This window comes from Mesorhizobium sp. P3_A2 (genome assembly GCF_056403115.1).
The window spans coordinates 110,314-130,929 of record NZ_JBFUGC010000013.1 but is presented as its reverse complement, the minus strand read 5'-3'; the positions used below and the strand labels follow the sequence as shown (position 1 = coordinate 130,929).

Genomic DNA, 20,616 nt, shown 5'->3' with positions numbered 1-20,616 from the left:
TTGTCCGAGACCGGCATCCATTACCTCGATGCGCGCGCGCCGGACGGCATGCGCCTCTATGCGATCGGCGACGTGCATGGCCGGCTCGACCTGCTCGAAGCCATGCACCACCGGATCGAGAGCGAGCTCGAATACAAGCCGACCGCCGACTGGCGGATCATCCACCTCGGCGACTATGTCGACCGCGGGCCAGACTCCAAGGGCGTCATCGATTTCCTGATCGAGGCGCAAAAGCGCGATCCGCGCAACCTGATGCTGGCCGGCAACCACGATATCGGCTTCCTCGATTTTCTCGACGTGCCCGACCCGGAAGGGCTGTTCATGCGCTATGGCGGTGTGCAGACGGCACAATCCTATGGCGTTGACCTGATTGGACACGCACGCTGGTTCGGCAAGGCAGAGGCGGTGCAGCGGGGGCACGCCGAACTGGTCAAGGCCGTGCCGCATGCCCATGTCGACTTCCTGCGGTCGCTGACGTTTTCAATAAGCATCGGTGATTTCTTCTTCTGCCATGCCGGCATCAGGCCAGATGTGCCACTGGAGAGCCAGAACCCGCAGGATCTCATCTGGATTCGCGACGCCTTCCACAACCATCCAGGGCTTTACCCGAAAGTGGTCGTGCACGGCCACACGCCGGTGCCGGAGGCCGAGGTGATGCCCAACCGCGTCAATGTCGACACGCTCGCCTGGCAGTCAGGCATGCTCACCGCGCTCGCCGTAGACGGCGCTGACAAGCGTATCCTGACTGTGCAGGGAAAAGCGTTTTAACGGAGCGCGGCGGTGACGCCGTAGCCGTCGACGGCTTGATGGTTGTTGGCTGCATCGGCGGAATATATGCCGAGACCGCACAGCACGATGGCAGACAGCATGACAAAGGACAGAAGCGCTGCTTTCACGGACGTCATCTCTAGTTGAGCTTCCTGCATCTGGGCACGAGGCGGTTACCAATGCGTTGAAACGGAGAATTCGTCTCAAAGTTTCGACGATTTCGCGCTTGTAGGTCGATTCTGTATCGGCGGTGTGTCGCGCGGAGCACACAGAAGGTTCATCGCGGTTGCATTGCCGATGCAGAGCGCGCGCCTTGTAGGATAGCGTTCGGCCACAAACCAAGGATGAAAGGGGTTGTCCCCGGCGGATTCCCCGCCGCGTGCCAATTATGCAACGGCCGCGCCCGCTGGGCTCAGATTGTCGCCACCCAGGCGCGGGCAATGGCGAGGCCGGCAGCGTCGGCGTCGGGGCCGTTGCGGGCCATTTCGCCATCGAGCCGATCATGCCAGTCGGGATGGCGCTCGGCGATGAGCGGTGCGAAGGATGTGCTCCAGTCCTTCACCATCGGCCGGTCGGCTTCGAAATGGAACTGGAAGCCGTAGACGGCGCGGCCGATGCGGAATGCCTGGTTCGCGGCAATATCGCTGCCGGCTAGCCGCACCGCATTTTCGGGCAATGCGAAGGTGTCGTCGTGCCATTCGAAGATGGGGAAATCCTGGGGCAGTGCGCCAAGCACCGGATCGGTCCTGGCGTCCGGTGTCAGCGACACCTTGTGCCAGCCGAATTCCGAGGCGCCGCCGATCTGGTTCTCGCCGCCGAAGGTGCGGGCGACCAGCTGGCTGCCCAGGCAGATACCGAGCACAGAGCGATCCTTGGCGGCGAAATCGCGGGTCAGGTCGAGCAGTGCGGGGAAATAGGGGTAGTCGTCGTCGGCCAGCGCGTTCTGACCGCCGCCCAGCATCACCATGGCATCGTGCCCGGTCGCGTCGTCAGGCAGCGGATCGCCCTTGTAGGGCCGGCGCAGGTCGAGATCGGCGCCCGCTTCGGCAAGGGCCGCGCCGACCTGGCCGAGACCGGTGTTGTCGTAGTTCTGGACCACCAGCACTCGCATCGCAAAACCCTGCTGACATGAAATGACGCGACGAGCGATATCATGTCGCCAGCATTGCAGCCAAGATGCGCGTTCGGGAGAGAGCTATGCCACTGCAAAACCGGGTCGATCCGTTCGGCGCCATCCATGCGGTGCCGGAACGCGGCCTGTTCACCGGCAATCGCGGCATCATCCACGACCCGCAGACCAAGACGCTGCTGAAAAAGCGCTGGGCGCTTCGGGCGTGGATCACCTGCGTCTGCAAGTTTCGCAATGTGCGGCGCGAGCCGATGGGCCGTAATCGGCCGGGTGGCAAGGCCGGCTGGACCGAGCTGTTCTTCCTCGACGAGGTGACGGCACTGGCAGCCGGGCACCGGCCTTGTTTCTACTGCCGGCGTGAGCGGGCCACGGATTTTGTCGGCCGTTTCGGCAAAGCTTTCGGTGTGACCGAGCCGCGCGCGCCAATGGTCGACAAAAAGTTGCACAAGGAGCGGCTGGCGTCTGGTGGAAAGCCACCTGATATCACCGTGGAGGAGCTTGCCGGGTTGCCCAACGGGGCAATGATCGCGGATGGAGGCACCGCCTATGCGCTGCGCGGCGGCAAGGCGCTGCCCTGGTCGTTCGCGGGTTATGGCGATCCGACGGGGTTAGCAGGCTTTGCCGACCCGCAGCTTCGCCTGCTGACGCCGGCGACCTCCCTTTCGGTGCTGCAACAAGGCTACCTTCCGGTGTGGCATCCATCCGCCGAGGCTTGACGCAGGGGACAGCCTCGCCCATTCCTCGGCGATGCGCGCCAACTACAAAATGCAGCGGCTGTTCGTGCCGGACGATCTCGCGGCAGGTATCGAATTCGATGCCGGCCAGCAGCAGAGCCATTATCTCATGCATGTGCTGCGACTTGGCGAAGGCGCCGAAATCCTTGTCTTCAACGGCCGCGATGGCGAATGGTCGGCGGCGATCGCCGCCAAGTCGAAGAAGGCGGTGCGGCTGAAAGTGCTCCGCCAGCAGCGGCCACAACCGCCGCTGCCCGATCTGATCTATTGCTTCGCGCCGCTGAAACAGGGCCGGCTCGACTATCTCGTGCAGAAGGCGGTGGAGATGGGCGCCGGCATCCTGCAACCGGTGATCACCCAGCACACGCAAGTGGCAAAACCCTCCATCGACCGGCTGCGCGCCAATGTCGTCGAGGCCGCCGAGCAATGCGGCATACTGGCAGTGCCTGAGGTGCGCGAGGCCGAAAAGTTCGAGCGCCTGCTCTCCGGCTGGGACAAGGAACGACGGCTGATCTTCTGCGACGAGGACGCCTCGACCAACAATCCGCTGTCGGCCTTGCAGGCGATCAAAGAGAAGAAGCTGGCGCTGCTGGTCGGGCCGGAAGGCGGCTTTTCCGATGACGAGCGCAAGATGCTGCGGGCGCTCCCCTTCGTCACCGCCATCCCGCTCGGCCCACGCATCCTGCGGGCCGACACGGCGGCGGTTGCGGCGCTTGCCGTGATGCAAGCAACGCTCGGAGACTGGTGAGACTTCGCCTATTGCAAGGGACGGGCGAGGCAGTCACATTCAATTCCTGTTGACCTGTGGCTCAGGATTTTTTGCTTGATCGGCTGCTGACATTTCGTCCATCTAGCGCCGGCGGGCTCCGAGAGCCGCAGAGGGGGCCCCATGGCGCGCGACACAACCGATTTCCGGCCGATCGAAGACTTCGACGAACTCGTCGAGCATCTGGCCGAAGGCAACAAGCCGCGCGACAAGTGGCGGATCGGCACGGAGCACGAGAAGTTCCCGTTCTATGTCGACGGCAACGCGCCGGTGCCCTATGGCGGCGAGTGCGGCATCCGCGCCATCCTCGAAGGCATGCAGCACAAGCTCGGCTGGGATCCGATCATCGATGATGGCCGCATCATCGGTCTGGTCGAGCCGACCGGCCAGGGCGCGATCTCGCTGGAGCCGGGCGGCCAGTTCGAGCTGTCCGGCGCACCGCTGGAGACGATCCACCAGACCTGCCGCGAGGGCAATGCGCATCTGGCGCAGGTGCGCGAGATCGCCGAGCCGATGGGCATCCGTTTCCTCGGCCTCGGCGGCAGCCCGAAATGGTCGCTGGCCGAGACGCCGAAAATGCCGAAATCACGCTACGAGATCATGACCCGCTACATGCCCAAAGTCGGCAGCAAGGGTCTCGACATGATGTACCGCACCTGCACCATCCAGGTGAACCTCGACTTCGAGAGCGAAGCCGACATGCGCCGCAAGATGCAGGTGTCGCTGAAGCTGCAGCCTCTGTCGACGGCGCTGTTTGCCAATTCGCCCTTCACCGACAGCCGGCCGAACGGGCTGCAGAGCTGGCGCGGCGATATCTGGCGCGACACCGACAACCAGCGTTCGGGCCTGCTCGAATTCTGCTTCTCGCCCGAGTTCGGCTTCGCCGACTATGTCGAATGGGCGCTCGACGTGCCGATGTATTTCGTCATTCGCGACGGCCACTATCACGACATGACGCACGTCACCTTCCGCCAGTTCATGGCGGGTGCTGCGCGCAATGAAGTGCCCGACGGGCTGCCGACGATGGGCGACTGGGCGAACCATCTGTCGACCTTGTTTCCCGATGTGCGGCTGAAGCGCTTCCTTGAAATGCGCGGCGCCGATGGCGGGCCGTGGCGGCGCATCTGCGCGCTGCCGGCCTTCTGGGTCGGCCTCCTCTATGACGAGGCAGCGCTTGACGCCGCCGAGGCGTTGACCTCGAGCTGGACCTATGAAGAAACGCTGGCGATGCGCAATGCGGTGCCGGAACAAGGCATTTCCGCGCCGTTCCGCAACACGACGCTGCGCGACATCGCCCGCGACGTACTGGTCATTTCGCGCATGGGCCTGAAGAACCGCGGCAAGAAAAACCGCGACGGCTATGACGAGACCTCGTTCCTCAACACGCTCGACGAAGTTGTGGCGCGCGGCACCACCAGCGCCGAGGAAATGCTCTCGGCCTACCACACGCGCTGGGGCGGTTCGATCGAGCCGGTGTTCATGGAATATGCGTATTAACTCCACGCGTTGAGCCGCGGCAAATGCCGCTTCAATCGAACATCGAAACCAACTAGGCTCTCCCTCGAGGATTTCCCGGAGGAGAACCCTATGCCCACCTTGTTCGACATATTGGCGCAGGCCCAGAACGGCAACGGCATGCAGGCGCTTGCCCAGCAGTACGGGCTCTCGATGCAGCAGACACAGGCCGCGGTCGCCGCACTGCTGCCTGCTTTCTCGCAAGGGCTGCAGCGCAACACTGCCGACCCCTACGGGCTCGGCGCCTTCATGACGGCGATGGCAAGCGGCCAGCACGCCAAATATTTCGAGGACGCAACCAGAGCCTTCTCGCCGCAAGGCGTCAATGAAGGCAACGGCATTCTGGGTCATCTGTTCGGCTCCAAAGAGCTGTCGCGCGCCGTGGCCAGCCAGGCCGCACAGGCGACCGGCGTCAGCCAGCAGATCCTGCAGCAGATGCTGCCGGCCATCGCCTCGATGGTGATGGGCGGACTGTTCAAGCAGACGACAGACCAGTTGATGGGGGGCCAGATGCAGGCCGCCGGCGGCTTCGGCGGCAGCAACAATCCGCTCGGCGACATCATCGGAGAGATGATGCGGCAGGCCGGCGGCGGCGCACAGCCTGCGCCGCAGCCGGCACCCAATCCTTACGGCGAAAACCCATTGGGCAAAGTACTGCAGGACATGTTCGGCGGCGGCGCGCAACAGCCGCAAAGTCAGCCGCAACAAGCGCCCAACCCCTATGGCGACAATCCACTCGGCAAGGTGCTGCAGGACATGTTCGGCGGCGGCGCAGCGCAACAGCCGCAGGGCCGGGCGCAGCCAACGCAGCCGCAACAGACTCAGAGCCCTTACGGCGACAATCCGCTGGGCAAGATTTTTGAAGAGATGTTGCGGCAAGGTGGTGGCGGCGGCTTCGGTCTGCCCGGTGGGCAACCAAGCGGGCAGCCAACGCCGCAGCAGCCCCAGGCGAAGCAGCGCCAGGCGCCGCAACCGCAGGCCAATCCCAGCGGCAGGCCGCGAAATCCGTTCGACGATATTTTCGGCAAAATGTTCGAGACCGGTGCCCAGCAGCGCGACGAGTATCAGAAGGGCGTGGAAACGATCTTCGACCAGTTCAAGCGGGATATGGACCGGCGGTAGTCCAACAACGGCCTGCGCGGCTTCGACGTTGAGCTAAAAGAAAAGCCCGGTCCTGGAGGAGGACCGGGCCAATGTGCAGGCTGGCCGGCGGGGATCCGGCAGGGAGTGGGGACGCCTGCGATACTTCTTGGTCGCCGCGAGCCGCAGAAAGGTTCACGGCGACCGAAACAAAGTGCTGCCGATCAGGCTACCTTGCGGGCAAGATCCTCGATCGTATCGGCGCGATGCCTGGCGATCGTACGCAGCTTTACGGTCGGATCGGCGCCGAAAGGCACATCGATGGCGACATGGAGGTCGGCACGCGTCAGGCCGATATCGGCGAGTTCGGCGTCGGACATCTCGCCAAGGCGATAGAAGGCGCGGCGATTTTTCCAGGCCTGGAAGGCGTTGAGAAAAGCATTGGCCACGCGCGTCGCAACGGCCGGACGCGAGGTGATGCGCGAGGTCTCGGTGGCGAAATCGATCGTGGTCATGTCAGTCTCCTTCGGAGTCGAGCGGACGAAGCCGGGCAAACAGTGCTGGGAGAAGCGCCGTTCCGGTCTCGATTCACATGCCTTCATGTGGATGTCAGGAATTTGCCACGACGCGATTGATTAATCCAACGAATGTTTCTAATCTTTAGCATCAACGCTAGTGATGGATTGGACCGATGAAAGCGCCACTCGATCTCGACCAGCTGCAGACCTTCATCTCAATCGCCGACACCGGCAGCTTCACCCGCGCCGCCGAGGAAGTGCTTCGCACCCAGTCGGCGGTGTCGATGCAGATGCGCCGGCTGGAAGAGCGGATCGGCAAGCCGCTGTTCGAAAAGGACGGCCGCACCAACAGGCTGACCGAGGAAGGCGACAAGCTGCTCTCCTATGCACGGCGCCTGCTCTATCTCAACCGCGAGACGCTGGCCGCCTTCGACGACCGGCGGCTCGAAGGCACCATCCGCATCGGCACGCCTGACGACTATGCCGACCGCTTCCTGCCCGAGATCATGGCGCGCTTCACGCGCTCCAATCCGCGCGTCGAGCTGACCGTCATCTGCGAGCCGACGCCGGGGCTGGTCGAGCATATCAAGCGCGGCAATCTCGATTTGGCGCTGGTGACGCACAACGATACGCGCGGCCAGTCGGAAGTAGTGCGGCGCGAACCGCTTTTGTGGGTAACATCGGCCAACCATGCCACGCATGAACAGGAAGTGCTGCCAATGGCCTTCGGCCGGCCGAACTGCATCTGGCGGCGCGCCGCCGTCGATGTGCTCGACCGGCAGAACCGCGACTATCGCATCCTGTTCACCAGCTTCTCGGCGACCGTCATCACCGCCGCGGTGCTGTCGGGGCTGGCGATCTCGGTGCTGCCGGAATGCGCGCTGCGGCCCGGCATGCGGGTACTGGGCGAAGCCGACGGTTTCGGTGTCCTGCCCGACTGCCGCATAGGCATCATGCGCGGCCAGACCTCGCGGCCGGAGATTGTCGACGCGCTGGCACGGCACATCTCGGAAAGCCTCGACAACATTTCCGTGCCGCTCGGCGAAGAGACGGGAAGCTTCGATTTTGCAGCACTTGCCTTCGCCAAGATGAAGCGGAGCAAGCCGAACCAGATCCTGCCGGGCTGGTAGGGCGGATCAGGCCGATGCGACCGCCGGCGCCGTTGCGTTGGCCGACGAGAGGCCGGGCAGCGCCAGCAATTGCCCCGACTCCAGCGGCGGCGACAGAAGATAACCCTGCAGCTGCTGGCAGCCCATGGCGACCAGCAGCGCCTTTTGCGCTTCGGTCTCGACACCTTCGGCGATAACCTCGACGTTGAGGGCGCCGGCGAGATCGATCAGTGCCTTGACAATAGCGCCCGAATTGCCGTCGCCGTCGAGAAGCCGCACGAAGGAGCGGTCGATCTTGAGTTTGTCGATGGCATGGCGGCGCAGATAGCTCAGCGACGAATAGCCGGTGCCGAAATCATCGAGCACGATGCCGACGCCCCACCGGCGCAGGTTGGCGAGCGCCATTCTGGTCGCATCGCTGTTTTCCAAAAGCACGTTTTCGGTAATCTCGAGCTGCAGCCGGCCCGGCGCCAGCCCGGTCTCGGCAAGGATCGACTCAACCTGATCGGCGAAACCCGCGTCGCGCAATTGCAGCGGCGAGACGTTGACGGCCAGCCATGGCAATCCGGTGCTGACGGCAAAGCGGCAAGCTTCGCGCAGCACCCACCCGCCGAGCTGGCCGATCAAGCCACGTTCTTCCGCGATGGCGATGAATTGCGCCGGCGGCAATGCGCCATGGACCTCGTGCGCCCAGCGGATCAGCGCTTCGGCTCCGAGGATCGTCTTGCCGTCGGCCGCAAATATTGGCTGATAGGCGAGTTTGATACCGGTTCCACCATTCAAGGCATTGCGCAACTCGCTCTCGACCTTGCGCTTGCGCAGTAGGAGGTCGTCCATGTCGCCGGCGAAGACCTGATAGCGGCCGCGGCCGTTCTTCTTGGCTTCGTAGAGCGCGATGTCGGCCTTGCGCAGCAGATCGTCGGCATCGGCGTCGGGACCCGTCGACAAGGCGATGCCAATGCTGGCGCTGATAAAGACCTGATCGTCGAGCAGCTTGAAGGGCTCCCGCAGCTTTTGCAGCAGCCCTTCAGAAATATCTTCAGCGGTTCTGATATCGCGGACGTCGATCAGGATCAGGGCGAACTCATCGCCGCCGAGGCGGGCCACGGTGTCGACTTGGCGGATCGTCTGCGCCAGCCGGGCAGCGGTCTGGCGCACGAGTTGATCACCGGCCGGATGGCCTAGCGTATCGTTGACGTGCTTGAAGCGATCGATATCGAGGTAAAGCAAGGCCACCTTGGCCGTGTCGTGACTGGCCGTCAACAAGGCGCGCCGCAGCCGGTCCTCGAACAGGGCCCGGTTGGGAAGACCCGTCAGCGTGTCGTGGAAAGCGAGATATTGTGCCTGGTCCTGGCTGGTCTGCAGCGCGGATGACGCGCGGCGCAGGCGTCGTAACAGGAATGTCAGAACACTCGCGGCGAGCAGCATCGCGCCGATCAGAGACGGGCCGGCCTTGCGTACCAGGGTCAGTCCGGGACGCTCCTGGTCCCAGCCGATATAGCCCAGGATGATGCCGCGCGAATCGACCAGCGGAATGGCGGCCGACCCTACGGGCTGCGAAAAAGGCAGCAGGCGCGCGCCGGCCAGCAGATATTTTTCGGCGATCTTGCCGATAACCACATCATTGATGAACTCCACCGAGATATGGAGGTACTCGCTGCCCGGCGCCTGGGTGACGCGGTCGGTACTCGGCACCAGCGGCATGACACTGAGGATGGCAGGCTCCCCGCCAAGCGACACCAGATCTTCGGCGACCAATTTGACCGGGCCGCCGCCGGTCTGATTGTCGTTTGGCGGCCTAGCGATCAGCGCGCGCAGCCTTTCAATAGTGGGCAGCAGAACGGATTCATCCTCGGCATAGGCGCTCGGCGCCATGACCTTGCCTTCCCGCATCGCGTGAATTGGCCGGTTGGCGTCATCCAGCACGTAGACGCGGTTGTGGCCATAGTAGGAATACATCCAGACGCTGAGATTCTCGATCATCCAGTCCTGGTTGCCGGCTTTGGCGTTGACGACGGCATCGTCCCAGACGGCTATACTTTCCTGCTCGCGCTCCACTGCGGCGATTTGATCCTGAAGGCCATTGGCGAAAAAGATCTTTTGCCGTTCTAGCGAGATATGGTCGGCCTGCATGGTGGCGTAGAAGCCAAAACCAAGCACCATCGCCAGCGCGAAAACGCCGAGCGCCAGCACCGTCAATGTGACTTGATGCGTCAATGGACTGCGATTTGCGCGTGCGTTCATGCGTCTTTGGCTGGCTCCCTTTGCCGTAGAGCCAATCAAGTCGGGCTTAAGATCACGTTATGAAATCGGTCATGGGCTGCAGCAGCCTTGACGCGGGCGCACAACCGTCCCCCAATCGGCCGATGAGCGACGCAGCATCCGAATCACGCACAAACGCCACCGAATACACGGTGAGCGAGATTTCCGGCGCGCTGAAGCGCACGGTCGAGGATGTCTTCGGCCATGTGCGGGTGCGCGGCGAAATCTCCGGCTATCGCGGCCCGCACTCTTCCGGCCATGCCTATTTCACGCTCAAGGACGACCGCGCGCGGCTCGATGCGGTGGTCTGGAAAGGCACGATGAGCCGGCTGAAATTCCGCCCCGAAGAGGGGATGGAGGTGATCGCCACCGGCAAGCTCACCACCTATCCCGGCAAATCCAACTACCAGATCGTCATCGATAATCTCGAGCCGGCCGGCGCCGGCGCGCTGATGGCGCTTTTGGAAGAGCGCAAGCGGCGGTTGCAGGCCGAGGGGCTGTTCGACGCCGGCCGCAAACGGCGGCTGCCGTTCATGCCACGCACCATCGGTGTCGTCACCTCCCCTACCGGATCGGTGATCCGCGACATCATTCACCGCATCAAGGACCGCTTTCCACTTCATGTGCTGGTCTGGCCGGTGCGAGTCCAAGGCGAGACGGCAGGCGCGGAAGTGACGGCCGCCGTCAACGGCTTCAACGCGCTGGCCTGGGATGGCGCCATTGCCCAGCCCGACCTTCTGATTGTGGCGCGCGGCGGCGGCAGCCTGGAAGACCTCTGGGGGTTCAACGATGAAGGTCTGGCGCGTGCCGTCGCCGCCTCGCGCATCCCGGTGATTTCGGCCGTCGGCCATGAGACCGACTGGACGCTGATCGACCTTGTCGCCGACATGCGGGCGCCGACGCCAACAGGCGCTGCGGAGATCGCGGTGCCGGTGAAAGCGGACCTCGAAGCAACGCTTGCCAGTCTTGGCGCGCGGCTCAAGGCGGCGGTCTTGCGCAATTTCGAACGCAAACGGCAAGCCTCGCGTGCGGCCGCCCGCGCGCTCCCCTCGCCCGACCAGTTGCTGGCGCTGCCGCGCCGGCGCCTGGACGAGGCAACCAGCCGGCTCGGCCGAGCGCTGTCGGTCAGCATCGAGCGCAAGCGGACCAAGCTTCAGGGACAGCGGCTGACGCCGGCCACTCTGTCGCGACGCATCAACGAGGCACGCACGCTGACCGGACGCGACCTGGCGCGGGCGCAAGCGGCATTTTTCGGCATCGTGCGCGAACGGCGCACCCGGTTTTCGCGCACCGCAAAGCGGCTGTCGCCGGCGCCGATCGCCAGGCGGCAGAAATTGCAGGCGGACGCGCTGGCCGCACTGACGCGCCGGCAGGATCATGCCGTTTCGCGACGGCTCGACCGGCTGCGCGGACAATTGACCCAGGCTGACCGGCTGCTGGCGACGCTGTCGCACAAGGCGGTGCTGGCGCGCGGCTTCGCGCTGGTCAAGGACGCTGAAGGCGCAGTGATCAAGCTGGCGGCGGATGTCGCGCCGGGCGCGTCGCTGCAAATCGAGTTCGCCGACGGCACCACGAATGCGGTTGCGACCGGCGGCACGGGGCAGCCGAAGGCAGTTGCCAAACCGGCTACGCCGCCTGCCAGCAAGCCCGCGGTCACCAAGGCTGCCCCCAGCAAACCAAAAGAACCGGGCAATCAGGGCTCGCTTTTCTAGAGGACGGCATGGCCGGACACGACCCGCATCTTCAAACGCCGGCCGGCAAGCCGCGCGCCCGTGCGTTCGGCATTGCCTTTGACGGCACGCCAGGTCGCTTCAATGCCATCACCGACGTGCCCGGCGTGAGCGTCGGCTATGCGACGCTGATCTCAGGCGATGGTCCGCTCAAGGTCGGCACGGGACCGGTGCGCAGCGGCGTCACCGCCATCCTGCCGCGACCGTTGGCGGAGCTCGCCACGCCGGTGTTTGCCGGCGTGTTCAGCCAGAACGGCAATGGCGAGCTGACGGGCTCGCATATCATAGAGGAGGTCGGCGCCTTCAACCTGCCGGTCACCATCACCAACACGCATTCCTGCGGCGTCACCCGCGACGGCACGCTGCGCTGGATGCAACGCGTGCTGCCGGCTGCACTCGACAGTGGTTGGGGGCTGCCGGTGGCGGCGGAAACCTATGACGGCTTCCTCAACGACATCAACGGCCATCATGTCGGCTTCGAACATGTCGAAGCCGCGCTCGACGGTGCCACCGGCGGAGCCATCGAGGAAGGCAGCGTCGGCGGCGGCACCGGCATGATCGCCTTCGGCTTCAAGGCAGGCTCGGGCACGGCGTCGCGCATCGTCGAATGGCAGGGCATCAGGCATACGGTCGGCGTGTTCGTGCAGGCGAATTTCGGCAAGCGGCACAATTTCACGCTGCGCGGCGCGCGCGTCGGACCTGATCTGATGGAACCGGCGATGCGCGAAGGCACGCCGCGCGCCGAGAAGGGTTCGATCATCGCCATCGTCGCCACCGACGCGCCGTTCCTGCCGCATCAGATGAAGCGGCTGGCGCGGCGTGTGCCGCTCGGCATCGCCATGACCGGCGGCTTCGGCTACCACAGTTCGGGCGACATCTTCCTGGCCTTCACGACGGCCAATCCGCAAGCAGCCCTTGCGCCGTCAGGACAGACGGCCAGCGCCGCTTACATTCCGGACGTCGATATCGACCCGTTCTTCGATGCGGTGGTGCAGGGTGTGGAAGAGGCGATCCTCAATGCGATGGTCGCCAATGAGGATATGAGCGGGCGCGACGGCAATTTCGTGCCGGCGCTGCCGAAGGCCTGGCTGAAAGATCGATTTGGGTAGATGGGAGCGCCCGGCTCTGGCGGCCGGGCCTGACATTTATTCGGCAGGCTTGCCCGGATTCGTGTTGCTCTGGTCGGCCTCGGCCGCCTCTTCGAGCCGCGAGGCGATCAACTCCTGGATGTCGCCGACTTCTTCCTGGATATCCTCCAGCGGGATGCCGACCTCGGCCGCCTTGGCGGCGCATTCCTTGGCCAGGGTCTCGGCCTGCTTCTCGATCTTTACCGGCGAGTGCTGGCAATGGACCTTTTCACCAATCCACCCGCGCAAAAACTCGATCGCATGTTCACTCATACTGCTTTTCCCTGGCGGCTATGCCGGTTGGTAATCGTAAACGTCCGCACCTGATAAAGGATGCATGCTCGCATTCGAACCGAGTCGGCTTCGCCCGGCAAGCCGATCTTGCCCGAGGTCCACAAAGCCGAATGAAGGGAAGGGTTCAAGGAGCACGTTCTGATTGTTTGATGGAGTGGTACCGTTGGCTGGGATCGAACCAGCGACCTCCGGATCCACAATCCGGCGCTCTAACCATCTGAGCTACAACGGCACGTTCGCCTGAGCCAGATCGTGGTGAAAAATTCATTCTCCGAGATCCGCTCTGTCGTTCGGCGATGCGTCCAATACGGTCTATCAGAGTCTAATTCAAGGCCTTTGATAAGGCAAAGCCCGGTTCCTCGAGCGGGCACCGCTTTTCAGCAGGCAAAAGAAAAGGCCGGCGGGAGGAGGTGCCGGCCTTTTCCTGTTACGAGCCAGCGGGAGGAGGTGCTGGCTGGTCACCCCGGGGAGCAGAGGGAGGAGGTTCCACTCGCCGGGTATTCACTGGACAACTCTATCGCACATCTATTTGTCTGACGAAATGCGACGTTTTGATGCATCGTAGAGTTGTGCGCAATTATTAGGCGGCCTTGATGTCCTTCAGGGCCTTCTCGAAAGCGGTCTTGACCGGCTTGGAGACGTCTTCGGCAGCCTTCGAGGCAACGGCCTGGAATTCCTTGGCCTGCTCGACGGTCGACTCGACGCGCTTGCGCAGGAAGGCAGTCTGCAACTCGACGACTTCCGACAACGACTTGGCGCCGATCAGGGCTTCAAGATGCGAGAAGCCGGCTTCGGCATTGGCGCGCAGAGCGGCGATGGTCTTGAGCGACAGGTCGCTGGAAACGGTCTTGGCGGTCTCGAAGGTCGATTCCAGAACTTTCTGGGTCTCTTCGGCGCCGGTCTTCAGCTTGGAATAGGCTTCCTTCGACTGCTCAACGCCCTTTTCGGCGAAAGCGCGGATCTGGTCGGTCGCCTTGGAGGCGTCGAAGCTCGGGAATTCAACGTTTTCGATGGTCTCAGCGGTCTTGGCCTTGGTCATTTTCCATCCTTTCGAGGGTAGCGGCTTTGACAGAAAGCCGTCTCGTTCATGTATGATGGCAATATAGCGGTTTTTTTGTGCGATGCAATATCTTTGTTGCAGTGCACCATAAATTTCTTCCGCAACGTTACCGGGCTACCCAAGGGCCGTTAACCAAGAGGCCAGAGATTCCGTCTGCTTTCCGCCACGGCTTGTGGACCTTCGCCGCGCGGGCTTTTATTAACAAAGCGTTAACTGCAAATTGCCCGCCTTGTAGGTTCGCCAAGAGGTTTCACCGAAAGGGTCCGCCAAGCGCATGCCGTCCGAGAACTACTCTTTCCTCGATGTCGCCGTGCTCGACGCGGTCCGCCAGCGCTTCGCCGCCGGCGACGCGATCGCGATTCTGTCGGCTGACCTCGAACAGGTGATCTGGGCCAACGGGCCGGGCGCGGCGGTGTTCGGCTATCCCGATATCGAAGCCATCATCGGCGCCTCGGCACAGCTGCCGCTGATCGCCAGGCGGCAGATCATGGCGACCGCCGGCTTCCCGAAGATCGGCAGCGATCGCGCCATCACGGTGCGACTGGCGACCGGCATGACCAGCCGTGCTGTCGGCTTCCTGGCCAGTGCGGTGACCATGCCGGACGGGGAAAGCGCCATCATGCTGGCGCTGCCGGCAGCGCAGTCCGGCTCGCGCAGTGCTGCCGACGTTGCGGCCCGCGCCATCAGCGGCTTTAACGAAGACGGCCATTTCATCGCGTTTGTCGACGCCGCAGGCACCGTCGAGGCGGCTTCGGATGGTTTTGCCGCGCTCGCCATCCGGCCTGAGACGCTGGCGGCGCTTGTCGCCGATGTTGCGAGCCAGGACGACCGCATCGTCAAGCGGCTGGTCCCGGGCGGTACCTCGTCCTATCCGGCGGGCTTTGCCCGTCTGACCGAGTCCAGGCATCTGCTGGTGGTCATCGACGAGGATCAGCTCGGGGAGGAAAATCCCGTCGGTGAGCTGGATGCCGAACCTGCTGCAGCGCGGCAGGACGCGGGCCCGATGCAAGCCGCCCCAGACGACGCAGTAACGGCGGATGCAGTAGCCGACCAACCCGCAGCAAGCGGGAATCAGGGCGCACCGCCCGCGGTCGTGCCAGACGTCGCCGAGGCCGCTCCGACAGCGACTGAGCATGATGCTTCGGCGTTAACCGATCCAAAGGCAGATGATCGCCAGCAGCCGACCGGCCGCGAGCAGGCAGCCAACGACAGTGCGCCTGTGCAACATGATCATTGGTACTTCCATGCCGGCGAAGAGCCGCAGGCGAGCGAGCCGGACAGCCCGGCACAAGCCGAGCCGGAATCGGTTGTCTCGGCCGAGAATGCGCTGCCGGACACCACTGTTGCCACCTCGCCCACCCTGCCCTCTGACGTAACCCGACCGGGTGCGCCCGCCCGCGCGATCGACCGCACGGCGCCGCCGCTGCGCTTCGTCTGGCGCACCGACGCCGAGGGCAAATTCAGCGCGCTGTCGCCGGAATTCACCGACATCGTCGGCAAGCCCGCCGCCGATGTGATCGGCCGCCGCTTCAAGGATGTCGCGACAACATTCGGCCTCGATGCCTCTGGCGAGATCGCCGGCCTGCTCGAACGGCGCGACACCTGGTCGGGCCGCTCGGTGCTGTGGCCGGTGGCCGGCACGGACCTGAAGATTCCTGTCGATCTGGCGGCACTGCCCGTCTATGGCCGCAGCCGCGCCTTCGAAGGGTTCCGTGGGTTCGGCGTCGCCCGCGCCAGCGACGCGGTGGTCGATCCGGAAGCGATCGGCATGGCGCTGGTTCCCAATGGCGTACCACCGGCAGCAGTTGAGCCAGCGCCGGAAGAGACTGTGGCGGAAGCTCCCAAGGCGGCCGATCCGTTCGAGGGCGAAGTGCCTGCACTGACCATCGTGCCGAAGCAGGAACGGCGTTTCGCCGACAAGGTCATTCGGCTGGCCGAGCATCGGCAGCCCGCCAATGATAAGGGCCTGTCGACGCTGGAACGCAGCGCTTTCCGAGAGATCGGGGAGCGGCTGAAGAAGGACAATCCTCCGCCGGAGCAGCCGGAGACCAGCAAGCCGGCCGAACCTGTCAAGCCAGTTCAGGTGGCGCCGGACCAGGCCGGGCCGGACCACGCCAAGGCAGATCAGCCCAAGCCGGATCATGTCGAGGTGGACCAGGCTGAAACGGCCGCGCCAGCCCAGCAACCGGAGGCCTTGAGCCCGGACGAGACCGTCCCGGCTGCCACAGTTGAGCCCTCGGCAGCCGCACCCGAAAGCGAGACGGCTGAGGCCGAACCGCCGGAAAGCGACGTAGAGGACGAAAAGGATCTGGCGCGACTCGATGGCGCCGAGCCGGACGAAGGTGCTGTGGTCAAGGATGCGGGCGTGGCGAAGGCGCCGATAGTCTCGCGCTCGCTGCTCGACTATGCCGATTCCGAACCAGGATCCGTCACCGGCGAAGCCGACGAAGCGACGTCTTCCAACAGCGAACCGACGCCGGCTTCAGAACCGGCTGAGACGAAAGCTCAGGAAATCGTCGAGGCCGTGGAGCCACAGCCGGCTGTCGCCGAGGCGCCGGCCGATGCCGGCGAAGACGACAGCATGACTGCCGCCGATTTCCGCGATGCCGAGGACAACGAGGATTGGGCGCCGGCTGGCGAGGCGACCGGTTCGGCCGTGCAAGACGGTGATAAGGCCGGCGCTGCGGACACGGCGCCGGCAGCACCGCCGCGCCTAAAAGTGCCGCCGCTCAAGCTTGAAGGGTTCGTGCCCTCGGCATTTTCGGCCGGAGATGAACACAAGGCGCCGGACACCTCGTTGCTCGGCAGATTGCCGGTGCCGCTGCTGATCCATTCCGGTGACGAGCTTCACTACGCCAATGAGGAATTCCTCGGCCTCACCGGCTATGACACGCTCGAGGATTTGAGCGATGCTGGCGGCCTCGACGCGCTATTTGCCGATCCCTATTCTGAAGCGGCAGATGAAAGCGACCACGCGCTTCGGCTGAAGACACGCGAGGGGCAGGAATTTCCGATTGAAGCCATCCTGCGTTCGGTGCCGTGGCGCGGCGGCAAGGCGCTGATGCTGGTGGTGCGGCGCACCGGCGACGATGAGGCGCCGGTGGCTGCGCATGTCGCAGCTGAAGAACAGACGCAGCCCGACGTTTCCGAGCTCAAATCGCGCATTGCCGAAATGCGCACCATCATCGACACCGCGACCGATGGCGTCGTGTTGATCGGCCGTGACGGCGATATCCGCTCGATCAGCCGGCCGGCCGAGGCGCTGTTCGGCTTCGACAGCGACGAGGTGACCGGCAAGCCGTTCGCTTCGCTGTTTGCCATTGAAAGCCAGCGCGCGGCGCGCGACTATCTCAACGGCCTGTCCGAGCCCGGCGTGGCGAGCGTCATGAATGATGGCCGCGAGGTGATCGGGCGGGAGGCGCAAGGGCGCTTCATTCCGTTGTTCATGACCATAGGCAGGCTGCCCAACGACAGCGGCTTCTGCGCCGTGGTGCGCGACATCACGCAGTGGAAGCGAGCCGAAGAGGACCTGACCCAGGCGCGCGCGGTGGCCGAGCGCGCCTCCTCGCAGAAGACCGATTTTCTCGCGCGCATCAGCCACGAGATCCGCACGCCGCTCAACGCCATTATCGGCTTCTCCGAGCTGATGGTGGATGAGAAATTCGGTCCGGTGGCCAATGACCGTTACCGCGACTATCTCAGAGACATCAACCGCTCGGGCAACCACGTGCTCGACCTCGTCAACGATCTCTTGGACATCTCGAAGATCGAGGCCGGCCAGCAGGAGATGGATTACGAGGCGGTGTCGCTCAACGATACGCTGGGTGAGACGGTGGCGATGATGCAGCCGCAGGCCAATCGCGAACGCGTCATCATTCGCTCCAGCTTTGCTTCGCGGCTGCCGGAAGTGGTCGCCGACCTCAGAAGCGTGCGCCAGATCGCGCTCAACATCCTGTCCAACGCCATCCGCTACACGCAGGCCGGCGGCCAGGTGATCGTGTCGACCGCCTATGAAACCTCCGGCGACGTCGTCATGCGGGTGCGCGATACCGGCATCGGCATGAGCCACGCCGAGATCGAGCAGGCGCTGAAGCCGTTCAAGCAGATCAACGCGCTGAAGCGCGGACGCGGCGACGGCACTGGCCTCGGCCTGCCGCTGACCAAGGCGATGGTGGAAGCCAACCGCGCCCGCTTCACCATCACCTCGACGCCTGGCGAAGGCACGCTGGTCGAGGTCGCCTTCCCTTCAACGCGTGTTCTGGCGGAATAGAGCCGCTCCATCCAGAATCGGCACAAAGAAAAGGCGTCCAACAGGACGCCTTAAAGGGATTTTGCTGTCACAACGGGGGCTTGAGCGAATCTGATCCTCAGGGGACGAGGAACGGGATTTCTCCCTCAAGTTACGTGCGACTATCGACGCCGGGCCTTAACAACTCCTTACCGGCCGCCCAAAAAATTTACGAATGTGTACCACTCGTGAAATCTAGGTAAATTCGACCGACATATCTCGTTAACCATGCCGACGGCGGTCACTCCGCCAGCTGCGGCAAGTTCCTGAACAGCTCCAGCGCCTCCGGATTGGCCAGCGCCTCCTTGTTCTTGATGGCGCGGCCGTGGACGACGTCGCGCACCGCAAGCTCGGTTATCTTGCCGGATTTGGTGCGCGGAATGTCTGAGACGGCAACGATCTTTGCCGGCACGTGGCGCGGGCTGGCGCCGGTGCGGATCTTCGCCCGGATGCGCTTTTCCAGACCCTCATCCAGCGTCACGCCGGCGGCCAGCCGCACGAACAGCACGACGCGTACGTCATTGTCGAAATCCTGGCCGATGCACAGCGCTTCGAGGATTTCCGGCATCTGCTCGACCTGGTTGTAGATCTCCGCCGTGCCGATGCGCACGCCGCCCGGATTGAGCGTCGCATCGGAGCGGCCATGGATGATCATGCCGCCATGCGCCGTCCATTCGGCGAAGTCGCCATGGCACCAGACGTTGTCGAAGCGCTCGAAATAGGCTGCCTGGTATTTCTTGCCCTCAGGGTCATTCCAGAAGCCGATCGGCATCGACGGAAACGCTTTTGTGCAGACCAGTTCGCCTTTCTCCTCGCGGATCGGCTGGCCGTCATCATCCCAGACATCGACGGCAAGGCCGAGGCCGGGTCCCTGGATCTCGCCGGTCCAGACAGCTTGCGTCGGGACGCCGAGCACGAAGCAGGAGACGATGTCGGTGCCGCCGGAGACCGAGGCAAGGTGCACGTCCTCCTTGATCCCGTCATAGACAAAGCGAAAGTCCTCCGGCGACAGCGGCGAGCCGGTGGAGGAGATGCTGCGCACGCTGGACAGATCATGGCTGCGGATCGGCTTGAGGCCGGCCTTGCGCACGGAATCGATGAATTTGGCCGAGGTGCCGAAGAAGGTCATCCTCTCGGCATCGGCGAGGCTGAACAGGACATTGCCATCGGGGTAGAAGGGCGAGCCGTCATAGAGCAGCAGCGTCGTGCCTGACGCCAGGCCCGACACCAGCCAGTTCCACATCATCCAGCCGCAGGTGGTGAAGTAGAAGAAGCGGTCGCCGTCGACGAGCCCCGCATGCAGCCGGTGTTCCTTGACGTGCTGGATCAGTGTGCCGCCGGCCGAATGGACGATGCATTTGGGAATGCCGGTGGTTCCCGATGAAAACAGGATGTAGAGCGGATGCGCAAACGGCAGGCGCTCGAACGTGACGGACTTTGCCGCGAAAGGCGACAGCGCTTCTTCCAGCGCCACGGCCTTATCGATAATCTCTGCGATATCGCGCGACGTGCCGAGATAGTCGACGATTAGCACCTTGCCGACGGTTTCGAGCTTGGTGGCAACGGCAGCGATCTTGTCGGCGACTTCGATCGCCTTGCCATTGTACCAGTAGCCGTCCGGCGCGATGAAGACGACAGGCTCGATCTGGCCGAAGCGGTCGAGCACGCCCTGTTCGCCGAAATCGGGGGAACAGGACGACCAGACCGCGCCGATCGAGGCGGCGGCCAGCATGGCGGCGACGGTTTCCGGCATGTTGGGCATCATCGCCGCGATGCGGTCGCCCTTTTTCACCTTGAGCGACAGGAAAAGCTGCTGAAAGCGCGAGGTCAGCTGGTGCAGTTCGTTCCACGACAGCCGCCGCTCGATCTTGTCCTCACCGCGAAAGACGATCGCGTCACTCGATCCGGTCTTTTTCAGCAGGTTCTCGGCGAAGTTGAGCGTCGCATCGGGGAAGAACGATGCGCCGGGCATCTTGTCGCCATCGACGAGCACGGTCTCGCCCTTGTCGCCGACAATGCCGCAGAAGTCCCACAGCAGGCTCCAGAAGCCTTGGCGATCCTCGACCGACCAGCGGTGTAGCTCGGCGTAGGAGGCGAAGGATGTGCCGGTTTTGGCTGCCGCCGCCTTCATGAAGGCGGTCAGCGGCGCTGCATCGATCCGGTCTTGCGTCGGGGTCCAGAGCGGTGCTTCGGCAGCCATGATCGATCCTCCTTGAAGCCGGTCGCGTCGCAAGAC

The 20,616-nt window shown here is 63.8% G+C and carries 16 protein-coding genes and 1 tRNA gene; 9 read left to right on the top strand and 8 right to left on the bottom strand.

Annotated features, from left to right (window positions below; genetic code table 11):
• Entirely contained in the window at positions 1–768 is a 768-nt protein-coding gene (locus AC1DXM_RS26135) for a metallophosphoesterase family protein (protein WP_477237575.1), read from the top strand.
• On the opposite strand, the gene AC1DXM_RS26130 is transcribed toward AC1DXM_RS26135, so the two are convergent.
• The gene (locus tag AC1DXM_RS26130) at positions 765–905 is read right to left on the bottom strand and encodes a hypothetical protein (protein WP_006206855.1); all 141 of its coding nucleotides are present in this window, start codon (positions 903–905) and stop codon (positions 765–767) included. The genes AC1DXM_RS26135 and AC1DXM_RS26130 overlap by 4 nt on opposite strands.
• 275 nt (positions 906–1,180) lie before the next feature.
• On the bottom strand, positions 1,181–1,879 hold the full coding sequence (locus AC1DXM_RS26125; RefSeq protein ID WP_477237573.1) for a type 1 glutamine amidotransferase: 699 nt from the start codon (positions 1,877–1,879) through the stop codon (positions 1,181–1,183).
• A gap of 86 nt (positions 1,880–1,965) precedes the next feature.
• On the opposite strand from AC1DXM_RS26125, the gene AC1DXM_RS26120 reads away from it, so the two are divergent.
• From AC1DXM_RS26120 to AC1DXM_RS26105, 4 genes are all read left to right on the top strand, one after another.
• On the top strand, positions 1,966–2,613 hold the full coding sequence (locus tag AC1DXM_RS26120) for a hypothetical protein (RefSeq protein WP_477237571.1): 648 nt from the start codon (positions 1,966–1,968) through the stop codon (positions 2,611–2,613).
• 31 nt (positions 2,614–2,644) lie between these two features.
• Positions 2,645–3,379 carry a 16S rRNA (uracil(1498)-N(3))-methyltransferase gene (locus tag AC1DXM_RS26115; RefSeq protein ID WP_477237569.1) on the top strand — a complete coding sequence of 245 codons (735 nt, stop codon included), beginning with the start codon at positions 2,645–2,647 and terminating at the stop codon, positions 3,377–3,379.
• Positions 3,380–3,520: 141 nt separating this feature from the next.
• On the top strand, positions 3,521–4,894 hold the full coding sequence (locus AC1DXM_RS26110; RefSeq protein WP_477237567.1) for a glutamate--cysteine ligase: 1,374 nt from the start codon (positions 3,521–3,523) through the stop codon (positions 4,892–4,894).
• 90 nt (positions 4,895–4,984) lie between these two features.
• Positions 4,985–6,034, top strand: coding sequence for a DUF937 domain-containing protein (locus tag AC1DXM_RS26105; RefSeq protein WP_477237565.1), 1,050 nt, complete (start codon positions 4,985–4,987; stop codon positions 6,032–6,034).
• Positions 6,035–6,216: 182 nt separating this feature from the next.
• On the opposite strand, the gene AC1DXM_RS26100 is transcribed toward AC1DXM_RS26105, so the two are convergent.
• Positions 6,217–6,507 carry a DUF1127 domain-containing protein gene (locus tag AC1DXM_RS26100; protein WP_477237563.1) on the bottom strand — a complete coding sequence of 97 codons (291 nt, stop codon included), beginning with the start codon at positions 6,505–6,507 and terminating at the stop codon, positions 6,217–6,219.
• Between the two features lie 176 nt (positions 6,508–6,683).
• On the opposite strand from AC1DXM_RS26100, the gene AC1DXM_RS26095 reads away from it, so the two are divergent.
• Entirely contained in the window at positions 6,684–7,640 is a 957-nt protein-coding gene (locus AC1DXM_RS26095; RefSeq protein ID WP_192248162.1) for a LysR substrate-binding domain-containing protein, read from the top strand.
• A 6-nt stretch (positions 7,641–7,646) separates the two neighbouring features.
• Here the strand turns inward: AC1DXM_RS26095 and AC1DXM_RS26090 are convergent, their stop codons facing one another.
• Positions 7,647–9,863: a bifunctional diguanylate cyclase/phosphodiesterase gene (locus tag AC1DXM_RS26090; RefSeq protein ID WP_477237561.1), complete on the bottom strand. Its 2,217-nt coding sequence runs from the start codon at positions 9,861–9,863 to the stop codon at positions 7,647–7,649.
• A 122-nt stretch (positions 9,864–9,985) separates the two neighbouring features.
• Between AC1DXM_RS26090 and xseA the strand changes: the two genes are divergently transcribed.
• Positions 9,986–11,593 carry an exodeoxyribonuclease VII large subunit gene (gene xseA, locus AC1DXM_RS26085; protein WP_477237559.1) on the top strand — a complete coding sequence of 536 codons (1,608 nt, stop codon included), beginning with the start codon at positions 9,986–9,988 and terminating at the stop codon, positions 11,591–11,593.
• A gap of 8 nt (positions 11,594–11,601) precedes the next feature.
• Positions 11,602–12,720 carry a DmpA family aminopeptidase gene (locus AC1DXM_RS26080; protein ID WP_477237556.1) on the top strand — a complete coding sequence of 373 codons (1,119 nt, stop codon included), beginning with the start codon at positions 11,602–11,604 and terminating at the stop codon, positions 12,718–12,720.
• A gap of 36 nt (positions 12,721–12,756) precedes the next feature.
• Here the strand turns inward: AC1DXM_RS26080 and AC1DXM_RS26075 are convergent, their stop codons facing one another.
• The 3 genes from AC1DXM_RS26075 to AC1DXM_RS26065 all read right to left on the bottom strand — a co-directional run bounded on the left by AC1DXM_RS26075 (position 12,757) and on the right by AC1DXM_RS26065 (position 14,071).
• Entirely contained in the window at positions 12,757–13,011 is a 255-nt protein-coding gene (locus AC1DXM_RS26075) for a hypothetical protein (RefSeq protein WP_477237554.1), read from the bottom strand.
• Between the two features lie 176 nt (positions 13,012–13,187).
• Positions 13,188–13,264: transfer RNA gene (locus tag AC1DXM_RS26070), tRNA-His, on the bottom strand.
• 348 nt (positions 13,265–13,612) lie between these two features.
• Positions 13,613–14,071, bottom strand: a complete 459-nt coding sequence (locus AC1DXM_RS26065) for a phasin (RefSeq protein WP_112561969.1) — start codon at positions 14,069–14,071, stop codon at positions 13,613–13,615.
• 295 nt (positions 14,072–14,366) lie between these two features.
• Between AC1DXM_RS26065 and AC1DXM_RS26060 the strand changes: the two genes are divergently transcribed.
• Positions 14,367–18,362 (top strand): PAS domain S-box protein, encoded by a 3,996-nt coding sequence (locus AC1DXM_RS26060; protein WP_477237552.1) that lies wholly within the window; start codon positions 14,367–14,369, stop codon positions 18,360–18,362.
• Positions 18,363–18,621: 259 nt separating this feature from the next.
• On the opposite strand, the gene AC1DXM_RS26055 is transcribed toward AC1DXM_RS26060, so the two are convergent.
• The gene (locus tag AC1DXM_RS26055) at positions 18,622–20,580 is read right to left on the bottom strand and encodes an acetoacetate--CoA ligase (protein WP_477237550.1); all 1,959 of its coding nucleotides are present in this window, start codon (positions 20,578–20,580) and stop codon (positions 18,622–18,624) included.
• Positions 20,581–20,616 lie beyond the last annotated feature (36 nt).

What these genes read in the sequence shown, in the direction of transcription:
- AC1DXM_RS26130 (WP_006206855.1), bottom strand. Translation starts at nt 905, where the DNA reads ATGACGTCCGTGAAAGCAGCGCTTCTGTCCTTTGTCATGCTGTCTGCC.
- AC1DXM_RS26125 (WP_477237573.1), bottom strand. Translation starts at nt 1,879, where the DNA reads ATGCGAGTGCTGGTGGTCCAGAACTACGACAACACCGGTCTCGGCCAG.
- AC1DXM_RS26120 (WP_477237571.1), top strand. Translation starts at nt 1,966, where the DNA reads ATGCCACTGCAAAACCGGGTCGATCCGTTCGGCGCCATCCATGCGGTG.
- AC1DXM_RS26115 (WP_477237569.1), top strand. Translation starts at nt 2,645, where the DNA reads ATGCGCGCCAACTACAAAATGCAGCGGCTGTTCGTGCCGGACGATCTC.
- AC1DXM_RS26110 (WP_477237567.1), top strand. Translation starts at nt 3,521, where the DNA reads ATGGCGCGCGACACAACCGATTTCCGGCCGATCGAAGACTTCGACGAA.
- AC1DXM_RS26105 (WP_477237565.1), top strand. Translation starts at nt 4,985, where the DNA reads ATGCCCACCTTGTTCGACATATTGGCGCAGGCCCAGAACGGCAACGGC.
- AC1DXM_RS26100 (WP_477237563.1), bottom strand. Translation starts at nt 6,507, where the DNA reads ATGACCACGATCGATTTCGCCACCGAGACCTCGCGCATCACCTCGCGT.
- AC1DXM_RS26095 (WP_192248162.1), top strand. Translation starts at nt 6,684, where the DNA reads ATGAAAGCGCCACTCGATCTCGACCAGCTGCAGACCTTCATCTCAATC.
- AC1DXM_RS26090 (WP_477237561.1), bottom strand. Translation starts at nt 9,863, where the DNA reads ATGAACGCACGCGCAAATCGCAGTCCATTGACGCATCAAGTCACATTG.
- xseA (WP_477237559.1), top strand. Translation starts at nt 9,986, where the DNA reads ATGAGCGACGCAGCATCCGAATCACGCACAAACGCCACCGAATACACG.
- AC1DXM_RS26080 (WP_477237556.1), top strand. Translation starts at nt 11,602, where the DNA reads ATGGCCGGACACGACCCGCATCTTCAAACGCCGGCCGGCAAGCCGCGC.
- AC1DXM_RS26075 (WP_477237554.1), bottom strand. Translation starts at nt 13,011, where the DNA reads ATGAGTGAACATGCGATCGAGTTTTTGCGCGGGTGGATTGGTGAAAAG.
- AC1DXM_RS26065 (WP_112561969.1), bottom strand. Translation starts at nt 14,071, where the DNA reads ATGACCAAGGCCAAGACCGCTGAGACCATCGAAAACGTTGAATTCCCG.
- AC1DXM_RS26060 (WP_477237552.1), top strand. Translation starts at nt 14,367, where the DNA reads ATGCCGTCCGAGAACTACTCTTTCCTCGATGTCGCCGTGCTCGACGCG.
- AC1DXM_RS26055 (WP_477237550.1), bottom strand. Translation starts at nt 20,580, where the DNA reads ATGGCTGCCGAAGCACCGCTCTGGACCCCGACGCAAGACCGGATCGAT.